Origin of the sequence: Desulfonatronospira thiodismutans ASO3-1 (assembly GCF_000174435.1) — a bacterium.
Taxonomy (GTDB): Bacteria; Desulfobacterota; Desulfovibrionia; order Desulfovibrionales; family Desulfonatronovibrionaceae; genus Desulfonatronospira; species Desulfonatronospira thiodismutans.
This window is the reverse complement of record NZ_ACJN02000005.1, coordinates 83491-105000: the sequence shown is the minus strand read 5'-3', so window position 1 is coordinate 105000 and position 21510 is coordinate 83491. Positions and strand designations below refer to the sequence as shown.

At 48.1% G+C, this 21510-nt stretch carries 12 protein-coding genes and 3 pseudogenes; 12 read left to right on the top strand and 3 right to left on the bottom strand.

Annotated elements, in window-relative coordinates; genetic code table 11:
- The first annotated feature begins 135 nt into the window (after positions 1–135).
- From DTHIO_RS19270 to DTHIO_RS22595, 9 genes and pseudogenes are all read left to right on the top strand, one after another.
- Complete coding sequence (locus DTHIO_RS19270; protein ID WP_008871892.1) at positions 136–414, top strand: hypothetical protein; 279 nt, start codon at positions 136–138, stop codon at positions 412–414.
- On the top strand, positions 404–622 hold the full coding sequence (locus DTHIO_RS19265) for a DUF2283 domain-containing protein (RefSeq protein WP_008871891.1): 219 nt from the start codon (positions 404–406) through the stop codon (positions 620–622). The genes DTHIO_RS19270 and DTHIO_RS19265 overlap by 11 nt, the downstream gene beginning before the upstream one ends.
- A 175-nt stretch (positions 623–797) precedes the next feature.
- On the top strand, positions 798–1091 hold the full coding sequence (locus DTHIO_RS19260) for a type II toxin-antitoxin system HicB family antitoxin (RefSeq protein WP_008871890.1): 294 nt from the start codon (positions 798–800) through the stop codon (positions 1089–1091).
- Positions 1084–1209 (top strand): type II toxin-antitoxin system HicA family toxin, encoded by a 126-nt coding sequence (locus DTHIO_RS22790; RefSeq protein ID WP_279614637.1) that lies wholly within the window; start codon positions 1084–1086, stop codon positions 1207–1209. The genes DTHIO_RS19260 and DTHIO_RS22790 overlap by 8 nt, the downstream gene beginning before the upstream one ends.
- Before the next feature lie 148 nt (positions 1210–1357).
- Complete coding sequence (locus tag DTHIO_RS19255) at positions 1358–1858, top strand: Druantia anti-phage system protein DruA (RefSeq protein ID WP_008871889.1); 501 nt, start codon at positions 1358–1360, stop codon at positions 1856–1858.
- A gap of 28 nt (positions 1859–1886) precedes the next feature.
- Entirely contained in the window at positions 1887–2339 is a 453-nt protein-coding gene (locus DTHIO_RS19250; RefSeq protein ID WP_040419534.1) for a hypothetical protein, read from the top strand.
- Positions 2267–2707: pseudogene (locus tag DTHIO_RS19245) on the top strand (hypothetical protein); the annotation flags it as partial. The gene DTHIO_RS19250 and the pseudogene DTHIO_RS19245, both read left to right, overlap by 73 nt.
- Positions 2708–2974: 267 nt before the next feature.
- Positions 2975–3441, top strand: a pseudogene (locus tag DTHIO_RS19240) (hypothetical protein); the annotation flags it as partial.
- Between the two features lie 69 nt (positions 3442–3510).
- Positions 3511–3591 (top strand): annotated as a pseudogene (locus DTHIO_RS22595) (hypothetical protein); the annotation flags it as partial.
- Between the two features lie 34 nt (positions 3592–3625).
- Here the strand turns inward: DTHIO_RS22595 and DTHIO_RS19235 are convergent.
- The 3 genes from DTHIO_RS19235 to DTHIO_RS19225 form a co-directional block, all read right to left on the bottom strand.
- The gene (locus tag DTHIO_RS19235; RefSeq protein WP_008871888.1) at positions 3626–3907 is read right to left on the bottom strand and encodes a type II toxin-antitoxin system RelE family toxin; all 282 of its coding nucleotides are present in this window, start codon (positions 3905–3907) and stop codon (positions 3626–3628) included.
- The gene (gene relB, locus DTHIO_RS19230) at positions 3885–4121 is read right to left on the bottom strand and encodes a type II toxin-antitoxin system RelB family antitoxin (RefSeq protein WP_008871887.1); all 237 of its coding nucleotides are present in this window, start codon (positions 4119–4121) and stop codon (positions 3885–3887) included. The genes DTHIO_RS19235 and relB overlap by 23 nt, the downstream gene beginning before the upstream one ends.
- Before the next feature lie 336 nt (positions 4122–4457).
- Positions 4458–5270, bottom strand: a complete 813-nt coding sequence (locus DTHIO_RS19225) for a CheR family methyltransferase (protein ID WP_144311586.1) — start codon at positions 5268–5270, stop codon at positions 4458–4460.
- Between the two features lie 832 nt (positions 5271–6102).
- Between DTHIO_RS19225 and DTHIO_RS19220 the strand changes: the two genes are divergently transcribed.
- The 3 genes from DTHIO_RS19220 to DTHIO_RS19210 all read left to right on the top strand — a co-directional run bounded on the left by DTHIO_RS19220 (position 6103) and on the right by DTHIO_RS19210 (position 21496).
- Complete coding sequence (locus DTHIO_RS19220) at positions 6103–7338, top strand: ATP-binding protein (protein ID WP_008871885.1); 1236 nt, start codon at positions 6103–6105, stop codon at positions 7336–7338.
- 719 nt (positions 7339–8057) lie between these two features.
- Positions 8058–13352, top strand: coding sequence for a BspA family leucine-rich repeat surface protein (locus tag DTHIO_RS20195; protein ID WP_008871884.1), 5295 nt, complete (start codon positions 8058–8060; stop codon positions 13350–13352).
- A gap of 731 nt (positions 13353–14083) precedes the next feature.
- Positions 14084–21496 (top strand): Ig-like domain-containing protein, encoded by a 7413-nt coding sequence (locus tag DTHIO_RS19210; RefSeq protein WP_008871882.1) that lies wholly within the window; start codon positions 14084–14086, stop codon positions 21494–21496.
- Positions 21497–21510 lie beyond the last annotated feature (14 nt).

The window sequence follows — 21510 nt, the reverse complement described above, 5'->3', positions numbered from 1 at the left end:
GAGAACACCGGACCCTTGCGGATGCTCTGGAATGCTATTACCGGCAAAACCCCGTGGGCCGACCCTGACTACGAAATAAGGAGGGAGTAAGCAGCTCCTTGCCAATTGCCGGAAGAATGCATAAAATATGAGATAATGAGTCCAAAGCCGGTTACCATTATTCCTATTGCCCGAAAAAAGCTTTCCCAACGTGGTGTTGACGAAAGTATGGTTTTTGAAACTATACAAGAACCTGATCAATTGGTTGAGGGGACAAAGGGTAGAGCTGTAGCTCAACGTAAATATTTTTTTGATGACACTATTTATCTGCTCAGGGTGGTATACGAGGAAGAGGACAATCAACTTACTGTGATTACAGGTTATTTTACGTCCCAGGTCTCCAGGTATTGGGAGGAACAGCAGCATGAAGATTGAGTATGATTCAAAGCACGATCTGATGAATATAGAATTTCTCCCAGGGGAGCCCATTGTGGATTCTCTAGAGGTTAACGGAGTTGTTATTGATTACGGCAAAGATGGCAAAATTGTATCCATAGAGATACTTGACGCCTCTGAGAGGACCCAAAAAGACCCGCTGGGAAAGCTGGATTTTTCAGTTATCAGAGACGCTGTAGCTGTTTAAATGAAACCCATCACCTGCCCAAAACCCACGCCGACAAACGCTGGCAGAAGCCAAGCTCTTACTCCTTTGCCAGGCAAAGCGCTTTGTTTCCCTTGACCGGCAAAACTCCCTGGACTGATCTTGACTATGGGGTGGAGTGATGTTGAAATGCTGGGACCAACCTACGGAGCACATCATGCATGAAAAATATACAGCCATAGTGAGAAAAAGTTCCTCTGAATATATCGCAGTCTGTCTGGAGCTAAACCTTGTTGCTCAGGGAGCGGATTTGGCTGAGGTTGAAAGAAATCTCAGGGAAGCTATAGAGTCCTATCTTGAGGAACTCTCAAGCAGCCCGGAGACAGTTGTCGAACCTATGCCGATCCAGGAATTCATTGAGTTCTTAAATGACACCGAACTTGAGTCCAGTACCCAGCCTTCAGGAAAGTATACTCTGCTGGAAGTTCACGAGGCAGGCAGCTGTGCCTAAGATTCCTTCCATGTCCAGCACTGAACTGGTAAAGCTCCTGGTTAAGTCAGGGGCTTTTTTTGTCAGGCAGGGTAAAACTGATCATGCCATATACGCCCTGACAGTTGCCCACACTTGACCCCAAAATTTATTTTAACCGCGAAGAGCGGTTGAAATTCTTATCAAGTGCTATAAATACTACACTCGTATGCTAAATAAGTGACAAGAATATAACATAAAAACATCAAAAGTATTACGCTTGTTGAAAATGTGATCGATTTATTTCAATGAGGCTTCCCCCGCTCGTAGTGGGGTTATGTGTGGGCAACTGTCAGATGCCCTACGGGGCACGGTTGCAATATTTGATACATACTGGCCGACCACGCAGGGAGTTGGTGGCCTGCGTCCAGTTTTCCAGTCCGGCCTGGCGAATAAAGGTGCGTGATCAGTGGATTGGTTGGGATGACAGCACGCGTTCAAAGCGCTTGCAGCATGTGGTCAACAACAGCCGTTTTCTGATCCTGGCCAGGATAAAGAATCTGGCGAGCATGGCTTTGTCCAGGGCGTTGCAGCATCTTAGTGTGGACTGGTTTGAGCGATATGGTCTTGAACCATTGCTTGTGGAGACTCTTGTAGACAGGCAGCGTTTTTTGGGGGTTGCTATCTGGCTTCCAACTGGAAATTGCTTGGTGATACCAGTGGCAGGGGCCGTACGGATCGAGCTTGCAAACGTCATGGCGCAGCAGTTAAAAAGGTGCTGGTCCTTCCCTTGGTCAAGAACGCTGTAACCAGACTTGCAGGGAAAGGAGGCCAGTCATGATGCAGGCAGCCGAGGCATTGTCTCCCATTCGTGCCGGGCAGGGGGTATATGGAGAGTCCAGGCAATGTTTTGAAAAACATGTGTTGGGTTACCTTGATTCACCGGAGGCACATACCATGACCCATAGTGAACTGGAGCGGGAACTGGAGAAACGAGGCCGTGAGTTGATGCGTCAACTTCTGCAGGATCATCTGCACACGCGCAGTCCCGGCAAGGCTGCTGTTCCGGTAGTGGACAGTGATTCAGAGCAACGCAACAATATCCGGAACCATGGCCGTAATATTGAGACTGTGTTTGGGAAGCTCAGGGTGGAGAGGGCTGGATACGGCCAGGAAGGCAAGAACAGCCTGCACCCAATGGATGCGGAGCTCAATTTCTGGAAGTCCTTCGCGGTAAGGCCGGATACGTTGCAGGGGGGATTCGCCGTAGCGCTACCTTGCAGAAACTGAGTTCAAAGTCCCGTATCCCAATAGATAAATGCGCAGATTACCTGCTCAATAACAAAGCCTACCTCCGATACGACCGGTATCTTTGTCTCGGTCTGCCTGTTGCAACCGGAGTCATCGAAGGGGCCTGTAAGCATCTGGTCAAGAAAAGGATGGAAGACACCGGTGCACGCTGGAGCCTGGAAGGCGCAGAAGCAGTTCTGAAGCTGCGCGCCCTGCGTTGCAGCCATGACTTTGACGAATACTGGGAGTTTCATGAAAAATGCGAGTATAAGCGCAACCATGAAAGTCTCTACAAAAACGGCATCGTGCCAAAGACCATCTCAACCCGGCATCCTCGCAAGGATGGTCATCTGAAAAAAATCAAATAACCAACAAGCTGGATTTTAAAATTTGTAAGAATCAGTCATGGGGAAGCTTAAACTTGGCTGTCGAAAAAGAGCCGCACCCAAATTATAAGCGCAAAATTCCGTGATCCTGCACAGACCTACACAGCGAGGGACAGTCCCCAGGCCTTGTGCCAGTAATCAACACCGAGGAGACCCTGAATGGTTACCCGAGGCGCACCTTACAGGTACTTGGCCCTGCCTGGTATCGGTACTGGCATAAACCTTGAATAGAGCAAGTGGATGGCTCTTCCTGAGAATTACCGCTGGAGTTCTATTGGGTATCATGCCCAGACCGGAAACTAGGACGGTTTGCTGGACATTGATTTCGGGCTCAAGGAATGGAACGAGCTGGACCCCAAAGAGATAGTCCGCAAATACAGGCAGTTTGTTTACGAGACCGGAGCAGTAGACGCTGGAAAGGGCAAGACAATTGATCAAAAGGTTGTGGAAAAAGCCAGGAAAAAAGGCTACAAGATTTCCAGGGTAGAACGCTTCAGGTACAGATGCCGGTATTTTACAGATTCCGGGGTTAACGGCGGGAAGGATTTTGTGCAGGAAGCCCCTGTAAAATGGGAAGAAATTTTACGGGGTAAATATTTGACCAGGTCAAGCACCTGCTTGGCTCCAAGGACGAGCGGAAATTTACTTCTATTGGCGGGGTGGAGGGTTTGTATTCCATGAAGAGATTGGGCACATCCATCAACTACGACAAGTGAAGACCTTCAGAGCAGAACTTTCCGTTTGACCATCCTTTCCATTCACTTGGCGGCTGTGAGTTTGAGTTCATGGATTACCGTAAATCCTGGGGAAAACATCGCGTATATTTTTATGATTCGTCGGAGCAATTGAGGCAGGTGCCCGCATCATGGAATGATGTGGTGGGGGAAGATCCTTATATTGCTATAGCTCAAGGTCGTAGTTTTTATACACATTTTTTCTATGTCCTATGCGAACCACAATCACGATCAGCTCGTGATCTCGCAGTTCACAAACAATCCGGTAGTCTCCAACTCGGTAACGCCATAGCTTGGTCAACTGTCCTTTTAGTGGCTCACCAAGCTGACGTGGATTCTCAAGCCTGGCAATCCGTTGCTCCAAATATTCCCGGACTCGCTTACGGATTTGAGGGTCAATTTTTTGGACATCTTTCCGAGCGGATTTAAGATACTTTATCGTCCACATCTAATCCGCTCCAGAACTCATCTCCTTTTATTAGTTCATCATTGCCTTGCCGCAATTGTTCCAGCCTTTGTTCAGCCAAGTAAACATCTTCAAGGTCATCAAGGTGGTCCATGATGAGTTGTTTGATATAAAACGCTTTGGAGCGCCCCGTTTGCTTGGCCAGATAATCCAGTCTTTGCTCATATTCGTTTGGCAATCGGACAGAAGTAGGCATTTTTTTAGTCTCCTCTTGTGAATACATGTAGTCAATGTATTCATTTCCTGACAAACGTCAATGGTGATGAATTTCTTCGCTTCTCCGGCCCTTTATTGCAAGAGAACTGAAGAACTGGGACATTTGTGAGCGCTAACCTGAGTATAGGCCAGGTCTTTGAGACCAGCAAGTACTTGTTTTCTAATGCTCCCGTCGCGTGCGACAAGGCGTCTGTAAAAGTTTTGGTCGATTCCTTTCATCAGTGCTCTGCTTTACCACAGTTAGTGCTTATCGGGGGACAGTCCCCAGACCTGGTGCCAGGGACTACAACTGAGTTCCCCCTGAACTCTAACGTTATCATCGCTCATTTTTGTATATCTTCAAGTTCTGGTGGACAGCAGTAAACAGGTCCTGTTCCTGTGAGCCTATGGATTCTTTCCTGCCCAGGATGAGCAGTCCGCCGGGATTTATGCACTCTGAAATTTTGCGGGCCATTTCCCTGCGCCTTTTACCCTGGAAATATGTAAAGACCAGGTATCTGCAGAATACCATATCCTGCTGCCCGGGCAGATGGTCTTTCAGCAGGTCCAGCTTTGTGAAATTGACCATGCTCCTTATTTCTTCGTCCAGCCGCCAGCCGCCATCTTCCGGCTCAAACCATTTTTTCTGCAGCTCGACAGGTACTTCTCGCAGGGTTTTTCGAGGGTACCAGCCCTGCCTTGCCCGGTCCAGGCAAGTCTGGTCAATGTCCATGGCGGTGATTGATATCCTCGCCCCTGGAAATACCGGTTCTATTTCATTTTTCCATAATAGGGACACGGAGTAAGGCTCCTCACCGTTGCAGCACCCGATATGCAGCACCTGAAGAGGGCGGCTGGCAGGATGTGCAGCAGCCATTGCCGGCAGTATGTCTGCAGCCAGGTGATCCCAGAGTTCAGTCTCCCGGAAAAAGCGGCTTACAGTGACCTTGAGCAGATTTGGCAGGAAGGCTGCTTCCAGCGGGTTGGCATCAAGGTAGTCGGCATACTCAAAAAAGCCTCTCAGTCCCAGCTGGTAAATGCGACTGAGCACGCTGCGCCGGCTGGCACGCCTGTATTTGCGCCAGTTCAGTTCTCTTGGAGGGCAGACCCTTTTTAAAAACTCATCAAAAATAAGTTCCCTCGAAGCCAATAAAAAGTAATAACCTGTCACTTTCTGCCCCTGTAAGGGTGAAAATGGGCTGTTCTATAGGGTTAAACTCAATAAAAACATGCAGTTGCTGTTTTCAGAGACTTGGCCTCAGTTATGTACAGTTATGGTTATCCTTCAGCATATGTGGATACTTTAATGCCTGCTGAGAAAAACGTACGCAATCTTAAATCCATCAAGTGTAAGCATTCAGGGGGTGCCGGAACCGGCCTGGGTACAGTCCCCGCGACACCTTTCCTGCACAAAATAATCTGACAAACGCGAAGTTGTGTGAACCGTAACCATTCAGGGGGCAGATACCGGCCTGGGGACAGTCCCCGCGATACCTTTCCTGCACAAACACAATAACTGGAGAGTTAAAAGTTATCAGTTAATTGTTAAAGACAAAAGACTTGTGATTTCAGATAGTTATTTCCTAAATGTAATTGGACAGCTGGATTTTTAAAAAACATTACTATTTCAGGGTGTTGCGATAGAACTTTTGACTGTCCAGACAATAATTGCAGAAGCAGGTTTTTTTGAATCTGCATAAATATTCTTAGCGGGGGACAGTCCCCAGGCCTTGTGACAAAGGGACTGCAACTGTGTACCCCCTTAATGCTTACTGTGAACCTGCTCAGTTAGTGCTTAGCGAGGGACAGTCCCCAGGCCGGTGCCAGCAATCACTACCAAAGACCCCCTGAATGGTTACACGGGTTTTGGAGTGTTGGTAATTTTTTTCCGGATAGAAGTACGTAAGTATTCAGGGGGTAATCAGCAGGGTATTTCCAGCAATCTTGACACCCATGATATTTGCGACTAACATGTAAATATCATGGACAGAAAACGGGATCTCGAAGATAAAATCGCCGCTCTACTCAAGCTGTTTCCCGCCGTGGCAGTAATCGGTGCCCGGCAATGCGGCAAATCCACCCTGGCCCGCAAACTGCTGCCGGACTGGCGCTACTACGACCTGGAAAACCCCAACGATTACCAACTGATTAGCTCCGATCCGGTGGCTTTTTTTAGTATTAACTCCGGTCGGGTCATTATCCACGAAGCCCAACAGTACCCGGAGTTGTTCAGGGTATTGCGCGGCGTGATCGATGCCGATCGCAACCGCAAGGGCCGCTTTCTCCTTACCGGCTCCAGTTCACCGGAGATCGGCAAGGGAATTACCGAAAGCCTGGCCGGCAGGATTGCCACCGTCGAGATGTGGCCTTTCAAGCAAGGGGAGCTTTTCCAGCGCCCCCTCTCGCCCCTGTACGATGCCATCGTCAGCAACAGGGGAATGCAGGCCCTGACGGACCTTTCCTCCACCGTCACCCCGGAACAAAGCGCCCGCGTCTGGCTGCGGGGCGGGTTCCCCGAACCCGCCATTCACGCGGCAGCAGACCACGCTTACTACAAACTGTGGATGGATAATTACATCCGGGATTACATCGCGCGGGACATCCGGAGCCTGTTTCCCCGGCTTAACATCAACAATTTTCGCCGATTCCTTCTCCTGCTCGCCCAATTTTCCGGCCACCAACTCAATATGAGCGAGATGGCGCGCTCCCTGGAGGTAAGCGTGTCAACCATCAAGGATTACCTCGACATCATCCACCAAACCTTTGTTTGGCGCAATCTGCCCCCTTATGAAAAAAACTCCCTGAAAAAAATACAGAAGGCGGCCAAGGGCTTTTTCCGCGATCAGGGGATACTGCATTACCTGCTCCGGATTGCCGACCTCGACGCCCTGCTGCTTCACCCGGTGGCCGGCCACTCCTTTGAAAGCTTTGTTACCGAGGAGATTATTCGCGGCCTGCACTGCACCATGGAAACCGGCCTGGAGTTTTTCTATTACCGCACCGTGGATAAATCAGAGGTCGACCTGGTGGTGGAAGGCTTTTTCGGCCTGTTACCCATTGAGATCAAACTGAACTCGGCGCTGAAACAACAGGATTTGCGCGGGCTGAAGAACTTCATCCACGACACGGGCGCGCCGTTCGGCATTGTGGTCAACCGGGCCGCATCCATCCAGCAACCGGCTGAAAATATTGTTCAAATCCCGGTTCATTATCTGTAAGGGCTGTTAGTGGCTTACTCCTCAGACCCTGTCACAAAAAACAAGAAATTTAGACAGGATTAACAGGATTGACAGGATAAGCAATCAGCGGCCGGAAGCCGCAGATTGCATTAGCCATCGCCAAAGGCGATTGATAACCTTTTGGCCTGGCTTCCGGCCAGGACAAAATGATTTTTCTCTTAATCCATCTCTTAATCCTGTTAATCCTGTCAAATAGCTCTTTTCTTTATTGGGTTGCGGGCAAAGGCCGCCTTAGGAAGAAGACAGTCTCTTCTTGCGTTTTTTTCATCTCTCCCGTTGGTGGTGTGGAGGGTTTGTCTCATTGTTGTCCTCATCTAAGTATGCCCCAGCAACTTTCCAACCTCATACAGATTCAGGCCGGCGTTAAAAAGGAAGCTGGCGAAGCTGTGCCTCAAAGGAAGGAGACAGGTTGTTCTTGCGTTTCTCCTCTTACCATGAGAAGATACGCCTGCAAAAAGTCGGATCATGAGTAATTCAGCAATAAGTCAAACTTTTAACTCTTTGTTTTTATTGACTCCTGACCCCTGTCTCCTGTCTCCTGCAACTGCAAGAAGGACTTTTTGCAGTTGCATCTGAGAAGATTAGGGTCTTGCGGATGTTCTGGAATGCGCTTACCGGCAAAACACCCTGGACTGATCCTGACTATTCTATAGCAATCCAGAATCACAATTCTATTCACTGACTTAAAGGAGGTAAGCATGAGTTCTGATGGTACGAATTATCCTGGTGGCACTCGAGATGAGGCCAGATTTATTGAATTAACCCAGGAAAAGTCCTTTGCTTTTCATCTCTCGCCTCAAGAGTACCATTACTACCAGTTTGATGCCGATCAATCCGCTATGGAGATCCATGTAACCAAGGGCGATGTCTCTGTAGAGCTTCAGGATGAAGATGGTAATACTCTGGCCAATGGAGATCAGGGGATACGTTACGGGGGTCTTGAAGAAGGCAGGAGTTACTACATCCAGGTGGAAAATGAAGCCGGCAGTTGGTGGTGGCAGGATAAGACCGAATACCACCTGGATATTACCCCCTTGGATTTCTTGCCTGCCGATGATCCTGATGAAGCAGTTGATCTTGTCCCTGAAGAAGACAGGGAGGCTGCCCTACAACCCGGGGATGGCAGTCATTATTACCAGTTTGAACTGGATGAAGCCCGGGCAGTTGATATTGAAGCAACCGGCAGTGTCTCTTTAACGCTCAAAGATAGCCAGGGCGAAAAGTTGCAGGAAGGTGAAGATTTTCTTCAAAAAGATTCACTTGATGCCGGCGAGTACAAGGTAGTAGTGGAGCACCAGGATAGCAGGTGGTGGTGGCAGGATAAGACCGAATACAGCCTGGGCCTGAACACTGCTGAAGCGGGACGCCCGGATGAGCCGGGCCGGGATCCTGATGCAGCCAGGGTTATAGATATCTGGGAGGCTGTCAGTGAAGAAGGCAAGTCTTTCCAGGAAGAAGTCCCTGCAGGTGAAGACCATTTCTATAAATTTGAGCTGGACGTGGATGCCGAAGTAGGACTCGAAGCCACGGGAAATGTTTCCCTGGATCTTTTGCGCGAGGGTGATGAAGGGGACTCTCTACAAACCGTGAAGGCGGATAAAAACTCCATCCAGACAGAACTGGACCCCGGGGAATATTATGTACAGGTAAGCAATGAAACCGGTGAATGGTGGTGGCAGGAAGACGCCGAGTATGAACTGGATTTTGAGGTGAGTAAGATAGCGGAATTAGAACCTGACCTGACAACCAGAGTATCCGGGTTCGATACTACAAATGAATCCGGATACGATGAATACTTTGAACCACCTATACACAAAAACCCGACTTCAGTAACCATAGCTGAAGACAGCCATACCGCCGGGTCCACTTTAGTTGGAGTCGAGGGTATTTACTTGGTAGGGTTTGGAGATGCAGACGAGCACTGGGACCTCACGGACCTGGCTGAGTTCTCCGGCATTGACACCATGGATCTGCAAAACGCCTCAAAGCTCACCCTGTCCGGGGATCAGTATAAGGAAATCAGTGAAGCCCTTAACGGGGAGGAGAGTGAAGTAACAGTAGAAGGAGCTGATAAAGACGTAGAGATCTGGCAGGGCGATGTAGATACCCTGATTCTGGATGATCAGGTTCAGGAGAGATCCATAGAGGTCGGCTCTGTTATCCATAATAAAATGGAATTGACAAGTTCCGATCTGGATAGCCTTGAGCTGAGCATGCATGGGGCTGCGATTTCTAAGGTGGCTACAAACAACGAACTGCAGGATCTGCGTATCAACTCCACCTACGATGACCCGGAATACGGTGGAGGCAATACACTGTTTGATCCTGACAGGATAGACCTGGCAGACGCAGCAAATGTTTCCATTGAGGGTAGCAGGGATGTGCATCTTGGCAGCATTCGAGGGAATCTAACCCTTGCCGATCAGACCACAGTGGATGCTGCAGAACTGGATTCACGCTTGTTTTTATACGTAGAGGCGGCATCAGGTGCAGATAATTTAGTGACCACAGGTTCCCAGACCGGGGACAACCATATCCGTGCTTATCTTGACAAGGCTGCAAGCGGCGCAAGTTATTCCTTCACCGGAGGTACAGGCGAGGATTATATCCGGATTTACGAGGCTGGCAATTCACAATCTCGTGCTGAACTGGATATAAGCTCTGCTGGAGGAGATGACAATTCAATTTACCTCTATGATGTCTACGCTCAGGGCTCAATAAGCGGCTTTCAATCCATCAATGCCGCCAAGGGTGATGTTGACTTAACCCGGATGGATATCCAGGGACTTGAGGTTATCAGAATAGGTTCGGCTGATCTGTTCACGTTTATTGATTCCACCATGCATTTAACCGCCTCACAGGTTCAGGACTTCGGAGATGACGTTGAATATTCCAGGAGTCATGAAGGAGGCAAACTATCTCTTCTGGTGCAGCAGGACGCTGACCTTTCCAATGCGCATTCTTCCCTGGCTCAAGTACTGAACCAGGTGGATTTTCAAGGAAACGATGTAAGTTTGCAGATTTCATCCGATCAGGCCGACAGTCTTGCTGTGAAAGGAACCACAAAAGATTCTGAACTGGTAATTCACGCTAAAGACATAGGCCAGCACCAATCACGAGATATGACCTTAAATCTCGACATGAACGGCGCAGACCTCAGCTTTGAGTTCGGTACGTTACTAAACCAGACCCTTAATCTCACCCAGGAGTCCAGCCTGCAAAATATAGCAACACTGAGGGTTAACAGCGATACCTATAGCGGAATACTGTCTGTACACCCAGACACCATACTTGATGTGGATTCTTTTATGGTTAAAGAAGACGGAGTGCTTGAACTGAGTGCAGACCAGGCAAATGGTGAAGACATATCAGGTCAAGGTACGCTGCAGGTAAATAACTATAACGGGACTCAGGATTTTAGTCAGGTTGGTACTCGCCAGGTGCGGGTTAACAGCGATACAGGGTTTACTGGTGCCGAACTTGAACTCTTAGAGACTGAAAGAATTCACTTTCGTTTTAGAGATGAGGCTGGGTTTGACAGCATTTCAGCAGGTAATGCTGAATTTATTCAGTTTTCTTTTGCTGTTGGAACTAATGAGGTGACCGTGCTTGATGCTGAAAAACTTGAATTCCTGCACATAAATTTAAGTAGAAGAAATGAAGTGTTATTTAAGGGGTTTGGTGACGAGGACACTGACTTGTCTTCTTTAGAAGAGGTTACTGTCTGGTGGGGTTCTGAAAATGCCTCAGTGGAGCTGGATTTTGTTGCTTCATCAGATGGTGGGGCTAATAATCTGGATACCTTTGACTTCCAACTTCTGCACGAGGATACACAGGTTTTTCTGCGCTTTACCGAGCAGGACATGGATTTTAACGATATCGTTGTCAAGTTATCATCCTATGGCCAGGAAATCACCCTGAATGATAAAGCTGCCAACAGTTTTTCCGGTAAACTCTCACTAAAGGGCTACGAGGGGCAGGAATACAATGTTCAGCTTGGCAAAGGAGGGGTAAACCAGCTGGGTCTGTCAGAAGAAGGGCGGTTTACTATAGCCTATGAAGAAGGCGATATTGTAATCAGCGGGTTTAAAACCGATGAGGGATCAGACAGGCTCGACTTTACCGCATTAGCTAAAAGCTGGGCCTGGGATAGTGTGGATAACATCCTGACAAGCTCTGATGGTGAGTGGGAGCTGGATTTCGGAGATGATGGAGATACTGATGCTCAAGTAGATATTGTAAATAAAGACGGTGAGGGTTTCGGCAAGGTTGTGCTGGATGGAGTCGACCCGGACCATTTGGAGATGGGTAATTTTGAGTCCTTTTCTACAGTCACAGAAGACGAGCTGCGGGATGCGGTGGCAGATGGCTCTTATGCCGTGGAGCACAATGGTGTAGAATATACCTTTGAGGATTCAGAGTATAATATCGATACCTCGCAGGTAATGGATATGTCGGGTCTTTTCTATGGCTCGGATTTTAATAAGGATATCGGATACTGGGATGTCTCCAGCGTTGCGAATATGTTTGGTATGTTCGAATCAGCTGAATTCAACCAGGACATCGGAGACTGGGATGTCTCCAGCGTGGAAGACATGGGCTGGATGTTATATAACGCCAAGCTGTTTGAGCAGGATCTTTCCGCCTGGCAGGTTCCAGGCATAGCTGAAAAGCCCCGGGATTTTGCAACAGGTTCTCCCCTGGAAGGAAGAGACGAATGGCACCCCAACTGGGGAGGTATAGAAAAACTGACCGTCACGATAGATAGCTTATCTACTGCTGGAGAAGCTGGTTCCAGTGTACATGTCAATGTTACCGTGGAACATACCGGAAATGCAGGGCAGGTGGAATTCACCGTTACCCAGGATACAACCGGGGTAACAGAGAGAGTGGATCTCAATCATAGCGTACCAGCAGAGGAAGAGGTCTCGTGGACCCTGGAAGATACATTGGCTTTTGATCCAGGGGCTGTGGAGCTCGAGGTAAGTGTAGAGGAGGACGGGGAGACAGTCTCGGAGGTAAAAACCTTCGGCCTGTATGAAGACGAAGAAGACCGTGACTTTGAGTGGCAGTGGTCGGATCCGGACAAGTCTCCTTTTGACATGATCGGGCATGTTGTGGCAGACCACGATGGTTATGACGAGGGCTGGTATGGCACCGGTACTGGGTTTTTAATCAGCCCCATGCATATAATGACCAATGCTCACGTAATTACAGATGATGAGGACTGGGCCTCTGACCTGTCAGAGCTGAATGCTGTCGATTTCTTTCTGGGACGTAACGGAGGCAACCTGTTTGATGAGCAGGACGGCAACGAGTACGCAGGTGAGCATGCCTACCTGCAAAAAGACGAATGGGGCAAGGCATGGCCGGATACGGATATGGCCATAGTCACCCTGGATAGAGAGGTAGAAGGAGTGGAACACTTCGACTGGTTCTGGAATGCCGGACAGGAGACGGACAGGGATGTTACGGGGGATTCTGTAACCATATCAGGATACCCAAGTGAAAATATTGAGCAGGGTGAGGACGATAGAGGCAATAACATTTATTTTCAATGGAATGCTCAAGGTACTGCAACAGATTACCTCCCTGGCTATGATGAATACGGCCAGGAAAGCGGTGGTCTGGAGTTTTCTCAGGATATGTCTTTTGCCGGTGGTGCCAGCGGCTCTCCGGTTATCCGCGAGACTGTAAATGGTGACTACCAGTTTGTGGGTGCATACACTGGAAGTATTGGTGCCGACCCGGTAGCAGCCACCCTGGATTCGACTGCCTTTGACTGGGCTTTGACGGTAGTGCAGGGTGACGGATACCTGACAGATCAGGAATATGTGTATGGTGGGCTGGATCCTGAGGATATGGGGCCGGACAAGCTTTTGCCGGGCACAGACACTGCTGTGGCCCGTTCTTCAGAAGGGGGGGAGTCAGTCGGCATTAAAGTGCAGGGAGTGCCTCAAGATGAATTAGATGACTATAGCGGCCTGGCTTAGCACAAATTTCAAACAAACATGTTGGAAACTTTTTCTTACTCCTGCCCATCTGGATTACAGGCACGGCGTAACCCATACGCCCATACTCCCATACGCCCATACTCCCATACTCCCATACTTCTTAAGGCCGGGGGAGGTTGTATGAAATCCTGTCCTTCAGGACTTCGGGCATAACCCGCGCTTTTTGTTTTTACTGACCTCTGACCTCTGACGTCTGGTCTTAGTAAACTCCCCTCCTTTATCGTTCCCACGCTCTGCGTGGGAACTTTTTTCGACCGCTCCTGCGGTCATTTTGCGTGGGCGTGAAGATATCTTGACGCCCATACGCCCATACTCCCATACTTCTTAAGGCCGGGGGAGGTTGTATGAAATCCTGTCCTTCAGGACTTCGGGCATAACCAGAGTTAAATCATTTCTCTAAGTATAAGCTGGACATAAGAACTCATAATGTAAATACTTGAAATTATTAGATTTTGTATTCAGCTGTCAGCAAGTAATTGATAACTTACTCTGCAATCAGTAAATCTGTGCATTGCCATGTAGACATCAAGATAATTTTTGTAGCGCTTTAAAAATGATGCCTTGCAACTTCTTTTTTCCTTTAATGTCAAACAGCCTCACAAAAAAAATATAAAAAAAAGGGTTTGTCAGTAAAAAACAGGCTTTTTACTGTTGACAACCTGCTTGTGATGGAGATACTAATAGCCACTAAACCATAAGGAGGAAAAGCTATGTCATTCGAATTTCATACCGATATTGAAATCTCCGTAGGCACTCGGTTCAACGAATTGTTTACGGACACGGAAGAACTTTATACCCATTATGAAGTTTGGACCGGTCGTATCGATGAGGAGGGGCGTGTAGTTGATGGCAATTCTCTTGGCTGGCTGTCAATAGAGGAGCTTGCCGATATTGCTGTCAGCTATGATCAGATTAACCATAACTCTTTGTATGTCCGGGGCCGTGAAGAGGAAATCGGTACAGGGGACTGGCATCACAATGACTGGAGGGGTGGAGATTATTTTGACTTTCCTGGTCCCCCGGAAATCGAATTTCATACCGACATAGATATATCCATGGAAACTTCTTTTGCCGAACTCTTCACCGATGAAGACGACACTGCAACCTGGTATCAGATATGGACCGGCGAGATGGACGAGGAAGGTGTGGTCCAGGGTTCCTTGGTGGACACTGAAGCCGGTCGTGGCTGGGTCCAGGCTGAAGATCTGGACGAGCTTATGGTCACCGGCGACCAGGTCGGACACAACACCATTTATGTGCGGGCTCACAGTCCTGAGCTTGGACTGCGTGACTGGGAGCACAATGACTGGCGTGGCGAAGAATTTTTCGAGTTCCCTGAACCCTGGGATTATGAACTGACCATAGAGCAGAGTTATGCCATCGAGGACACTCCACTGGACCAGATGTTCAGCATCACCCCCCCATCCGGGGTAAAGGATGATGAAATATGGCTTCAGGTCAAGGTAGATGGAGAGCCCCTGCAGACCAGCCTGGGAGGTGGCTGGGTCCGGGGTGATCAGCTGGATCAGGAGGTTTTTCCTGTGGCTGATGCTGGCAAGGAGATCAGTGTCGTCCCCTATTATAAAGGTGAGATGCATGAGGATGATGAAGTATCCTGGGAGGTGAGGGATGAATCCCCCGGCTCCATCTCCGGCGAGATAGTCCTGGACAACGAAGGTGTGGACCGGGACGTGGAAGTGACTGTAGAAGCCAATGGCGAAGCCGTGACCCTGGAGATCCTGGAGGGTGAGACCGGCGCTGAATATATTATAGAGGGTCTGGAGGCTGGAAATTACGAAGTATCTGCCGAGGTGACTGGTGATGCCGTAGGCGCATATGAAATTGATAATGGGGTCCTCGAGGATATCACTGTAGAGGCAGGTGAAGTTAACGACGGTAATGATTTTAACCTGGTATCACTGCCGGGTTCCATAGCCGGCACGGTAAGTATCTTTGATGTAGAGGGCGAGGCAGATCCTGAAGCTGCCATCGAGATTACTGTGTCAGCCGAGAACGGCGAGACCTATGAGTACATCATAGAAACCGCAGACGATGACGGCCAGAGTGAATATGCTTACCTTTTGGAGGGTGTATATGCGGGTACCTACACAGTCACCGCTTCTGTTGATGGCTATGAGCTGGCCGAGGAACAGCAGGTGCAGGTAGGTGCTGGAGAAGAAGTTGAGGATATTGACCTGACTGTCACGGCCATAGATGATCCAGAATACACAGTAACTTTCATTGAAGATGAGGAGGTCGAGGACTGGACCGTCACAGTTTACTCGGACGAAGAAAGAACTGAAGAGGTTGGAAGCGCGGACGCTGGAGATGAAGAGCCTTTTTACCAGGCCGCAAAAGACCTTAAAGACGGTGAATACTGGTTTACAGTAGAATTGGATGGATACCAGGACTATGAAGGTGACTTTGAAGTAGATGGCCAGGAAAAGACGGTTGATTTTGAGCTGGACGCACTTGCATCTGATCTTTGGGCCTGGATGTGGGAAGCTGAGTATGATCCCGAAGAGGAAGATTACCTGGTAACATTCGATATCGATAATGATGGTGCGGTTGATACAGAAAATTTAGAGATCACCATATCACTTGATGATGAAGAGATTTACTTTGACGATGAAACAGTAATTTCCGCAGGGGAAACATACGAAGGTGAATTCTGGCTTGGTGAATATTATGACCTTGAGAACTTGGTGCCTGGTCAGGAATATACTCTTACTCTTGAAGTTCAGGACGACTATGATTCTGATGAAGATTCCGAGACTTTCACAGCATTTGCTGAGCCTGCCTACTTTGCAGTGGTCTCGGTAGATGCCGATCCCATTGACCAGGGTGAAGAAGCCAGTGTCAGTGTAGACATAGAAAACACCGGAGGCGAGGAAGGCACCCAGGATATCGTGCTGACCATTGTTGTACCCGAGGCTGACGACATTGTGGTCACCGAGGAAGACTTCACAATTGGAGCCGGTGAGACCGAGACAGTAGAGTTCACAGATATCGATACCACTGGTCTGGATGCCGGAGATTACGACATCCAGGTGGCAACCGATGATGAGACCGAGACCTTTGACAATGCTCTGACAGTAGAAGCGGTTGTCGAAAATCTCACAGTGGATACTACCTCTCCCGAGGATGGCGACACAGATGTAGAGGTAGACACAGATATAACAGTTACTTTTGATCAAAACATTCAGTTGCTCGATACTGGTTGGGAACATATCACCCTGTCCGGTACGGCTCTCTCAGAAGACGAGGTGTCAGTAGAAGACAATGTATTGACCATCACCCCTGACGAGGCTCTGGCTTACGATACTGAGATGACAGTAGAAGTAGGCGAAGATGCTGTAGGCTGGGAAGGTGATGAAGATGTGAAGCTGGAAGAGGCTTATGACTTCAGCTTTACCACTGAGCAAGAGCCTGTAACCTACACAGTTACCTTTAGCGAGGTTGAGGAAGTCGATGATTGGACCGTCACAGTTTACGCGGACGAAGAAAGAACTGAAGAGGTTGGAAGCGCAGAAGCTGGAGATGAAGAGCCCTTTTACCAGGCCGCAAAAGACCTTAAAGACGGTGAATACTGGTTTACAGTAGAATTGGATGGATACCAGGACTATGAAGGTGATTTTGAAGTAGATGGCCAGGAAAAGACGGTTGATTTTGAGCTGGATGAACTTACATCTGATCTTTGGGCCTGGATGTGGGAAGCTGAGTACGATCCCCAGGAGGAAGATTACCTGGTAACATTCGATATCGATAATGATGGTGCGGTTGATACAGAAAATTTAGAGATCACCATATCACTTGATGATGAAGAGATTTACTCTGACGATGAAACAGTAATTTCCGCAGGGGAAACATACGAAGGTGAATTCTGGCTTGGTGAATATTATGACCTTGAGAACTTGGTGCCTGGTCAGGAATATACTCTTACTCTTGAAGTTGAGGACGACTATGATTCTGATGAAGATTCCGAGACTTTCACAGCGTTTGCTGATCCTGCCTACTTTGCAGTGGTCTCGGTAGATGCCGATCCCATTGACCAGGGTGAAGAAGCCAGTGTCAGTGTAGACATAGAAAACACCGGAGGCGAGGAAGGCACCCAGGATATCGTGCTGACCATTGTAGTACCCGATGCTGAAGACATTGTGGTCACCGAGGAAGACTTCACAATTGGAGCCGGTGATACAGGCACGGTGGAGTTCACAGATATCGATACCACTGGTCTGGATGTCGGAGATTACGATATCCAGGTGGAAACCGATGATGAGACAGAGACCTTCACAGATGCTCTGACAGTGGTAGATGTTGAGGAGCCATATTTTCAAATAGAGACCCTTGAGCTTGAAGAATTCTGGGATTTTCAAACCGGTACTGCTAATGTGCAGGTTGTAAATCAGGGTCAAGAAGGGGTCCGGGATATTTCCCTGACTGTTGATGGTGATGTTATTGAGGTCTGGGAAGATGTAGAGCTCAGCAAAGGTGAGCGCTGGAATCAGGAGGTTGATATAGATCCTGATGAGCTGGATTTAGATACTGGCTGGTATAATCTTGAGTTGGATACCGAAGACGACCAGGAAAGTTTGTATTTTCAAATTAAGGAGTCTCCGGAATACATAACTGTATTTGAGACCACTCCTGAAAAGGGAGATAAAAATGTTTCAATAGACACTGATATAGAGGTTATCTTTGATCAGGACATCCAGCTTCTGGATGCAGGTGAGATTGAGATCACAGCGGATGAGGAAAGCTTTGATTTTACTGCCTCTGTGACCGATGATGTTCTCACCATTACTCCGGATGAAGATTTTGCCTACGATACCGAGATTACGGTGGTAATTAATACCGATGCAGTAGCCTGGGATCTGAATCCAGGCGTAACACTCGAAGAGGACTTTAGCTTCATTTTTACTACTGAGGAAGGCCCAGTTGTTGACGATATAACTGTGGATGGCCCGGATAGCCTGACTATTCCTTCCGAGGGCGTGACAATGGGCGAGTATAGTGCCGTTGTCTTTGATCAGTTCGGCGATGAAATGCCGGATGAGGAAGTGATCTGGAGCCTGGAAGATCTGGGTGATCTGGAAGGAATCTCCATAGACGAGAATACAGGCGAAGTGACTGTAAGTACAGAGGCTTACGAGGCATTCGAGGAAGGCGATTCCTTCACAGTGGTAGCCACTTCCGAGACTGACGAAGAGATCTACGAGACTATGGAAGTTGATCTGGAGCTGGAGGATTTGGTTGTTACTACCGTGAATGTGGATGGCCCAGGGACTATCCTGATTCCTGAAGAGGGTGAGACCGAGGTTGTCACTTATGAAGCGGAAGTCCTGGATCAGTACGGCGCTCAAATGGAAGAAGAGGTGACCTGGAGCCTGGATCAGGAGGTGGACGGTGTAACCATTGATGACGGCGTAATAACCGTTACCCATGATGCTGATCCCGATGAAGAATTCACCGTAATCGCCACTTCAGTGAGTGATGAGGACGTTACCGGTGAGTTTGAAGTAAGTTTGACCGATGAAGCCCCCGCAGTAGACAGCATTGTCGTGGAAGGCGACGAGACGGTCGTGGTTCCCTCAGACGGCGAGAACAGTTACACCTACACCGCTACTGTATTTGATCAATTCGGCGATGAAATGCCTGGTGAGGATGTAAGCTGGATTCTGGAAGATCTGGGTGATCTGGAAGGAATCTCCATAAATGATATAGGCTTAGTAACTGTAAGTGCAGATGCTTACGAAGCATTCGAGGAAGGCGATTCCTTCACCGTTGTCGCCACTTCAGAGACCGATTCTACTGTCACTGAAACCATGGCGGTTGATCTTGAGCTTGAAGAACTGAGAGTAGACCAGGTAGAAATAGTTGAAGGTCCTGACAGCATGGAGATCCCCCCCTCGGATGAAGAGCCGAACACTGCCACCTACACCGCTACTGTATTTGATCAGTACGGCGCAGAGATGGATGAGGACGTTATCTGGAGCCTTGAAGAAGAGATAACCGGCATCACCATAGATGACGGCGTAGTGACTGTAAGTACAGACGCTTACGATGAGTTCGAGGAAGGCGATACCTTCACAGTGGTGGCCACTTCAGAGACCGATTCTACTGTCACTGAAACCATGGCGGTTGATCTTGAGCTTGAAGAACTGAGAGTAGACCAGGTAGAAATAGTTGAAGGTCCTGACAGCATGGAGATCCCCCCCTCGGATGAAGAGCCGAACACTGCCACCTACACCGCTACTGTATTTGATCAGTACGGCGCAGAGATGGATGAGGACGTTATCTGGAGCCTTGAAGAAGAGATAACCGGCATCACCATAGATGACGGCGTAGTGACTGTAAGTACAGACGCTTACGATGAGTTCGAGGAAGGCGATACCTTCACAGTGGTGGCCACTTCAGAGACCGATTCTACTGTCACTGAAACCATGGCGGTTGATCTTGAGCTTGAAGAACTGAGAGTAGACCAGGTAGAAATAGTTGAAGGTCCTGACAGCATGGAGATCCCCCCCTCGGATGAAGAGCCGAACACTGCCACCTACACCGCTACTGTATTTGATCAGTACGGCGCAGAGATGGATGAGGACGTTATCTGGAGCCTTGAAGAAGAGATAACCGGCATCACCATAGATGACGGCGTAGTGACTGTAAGTACAGACGCTTACGATGAGTTCGAGGAAGGCGATACCTTCACAGTGGTGGCCACTTCAGAGACCGATTCTACTGTCACTGAAACCATGGCGGTTGATCTTGAGCTTGAAGAACTGAGAGTAGACCAGGTAGAAATAGTTGAAGGTCCTGACAGCATGGAGATCCCCTCGGACGATGAGCCGAACACTGGAGAATTCACAGTAAGTGTCTTGGATCAGTATGGCACTGAGATGGAAGACGTAGAAGTTACCTGGAATATTCTGGAAGATATAGACGGTGTTTCCATAGAAGATGGAACCGTGACGGTAACTGCAGCAGCCTACGAGGAAGCTGATTCCTTCACAGTGGAAGTATCTGCAAATGGAGAGACTGACACTCAGGTAGTGGATCTTGAGCTTGAAGAACTGAGAGTGGACGACTTCTCACTTTTCGTTGAGGATATTAATGCCGGTGAGGAGCCTGTGCTGGAGTTTACTGATGCAGTGGATCAGTATGGAGCAGACCTGGAAGGTGACTACACAGCCGATATTACCATAAACGGAGATGAGTATATTGATGTAACATTGTCCTTTAGCGAAGGTGCTGCAACATTCGAAGATGCTACTTCGATAGAAGAGGCTAACGATTACACAGCAACAGCAACTATCGGTGACATAACTAACGACTACACCTTTACTGTCGAACAGCTAGCCACGCTGGATATTACAGATATCACTATTGACCCAGAAGAACCCACTGAAGGAGATGAAATAACTGTCTCTGGCAATGTATTTGTAGATATTGCTGATGCTCAGAATGTAACTGTTAGTTTGACCATTACTGACGATGAGAGTGAGGTGGTTTTCTCCGCTGAAAAGGCTTGGGAAGAAATAACCATGGGTGAGTCAGAGGAATTCGAATTCACTTGGGATGAGGACGTTGAGGTTGGTGACTACGAAATCTTGATAGAAGCAAATGCTGATAACGCAGTTGAGGTGACTGAAACTGAAAGTGTGACAGTTTCGGAGGTACCGGACTTCAACGTTATCGAAGCAGATGATGAACCAGCTAGTGTTAGCCAGACACTTATTGGTACTGACGATCAGATAGATGTGTTTGTCTTTAATTTCGAATCAGACGGCAATAACGCTTTTGCTAAATTTGCTGAGTCTATTATACAAAATTATAATTACGATGATGGTGACATCATACTTCTCGTTGATCAAATGGACAGTCTTGATGAAGTAAGCCATGTTTCTACTGATTCTGTCAGGAACGTTGATGAAGGTGCCATAATTAACTTTTTTGAAGATCCAGGAGATCCTGACCAATCAATTTTGATTGAAGACGCTGAAGTAGATACTCCATTTGGAGCTACACTACAAAATGTAGTAGATGTTCGATTTGAAGTCGAAAAGAATGAAGTTATTGAAGAGATGGGTTTAAATACATATATAGAAGAGTTGATTGCTGCATAAGTATTGTGGCTTTT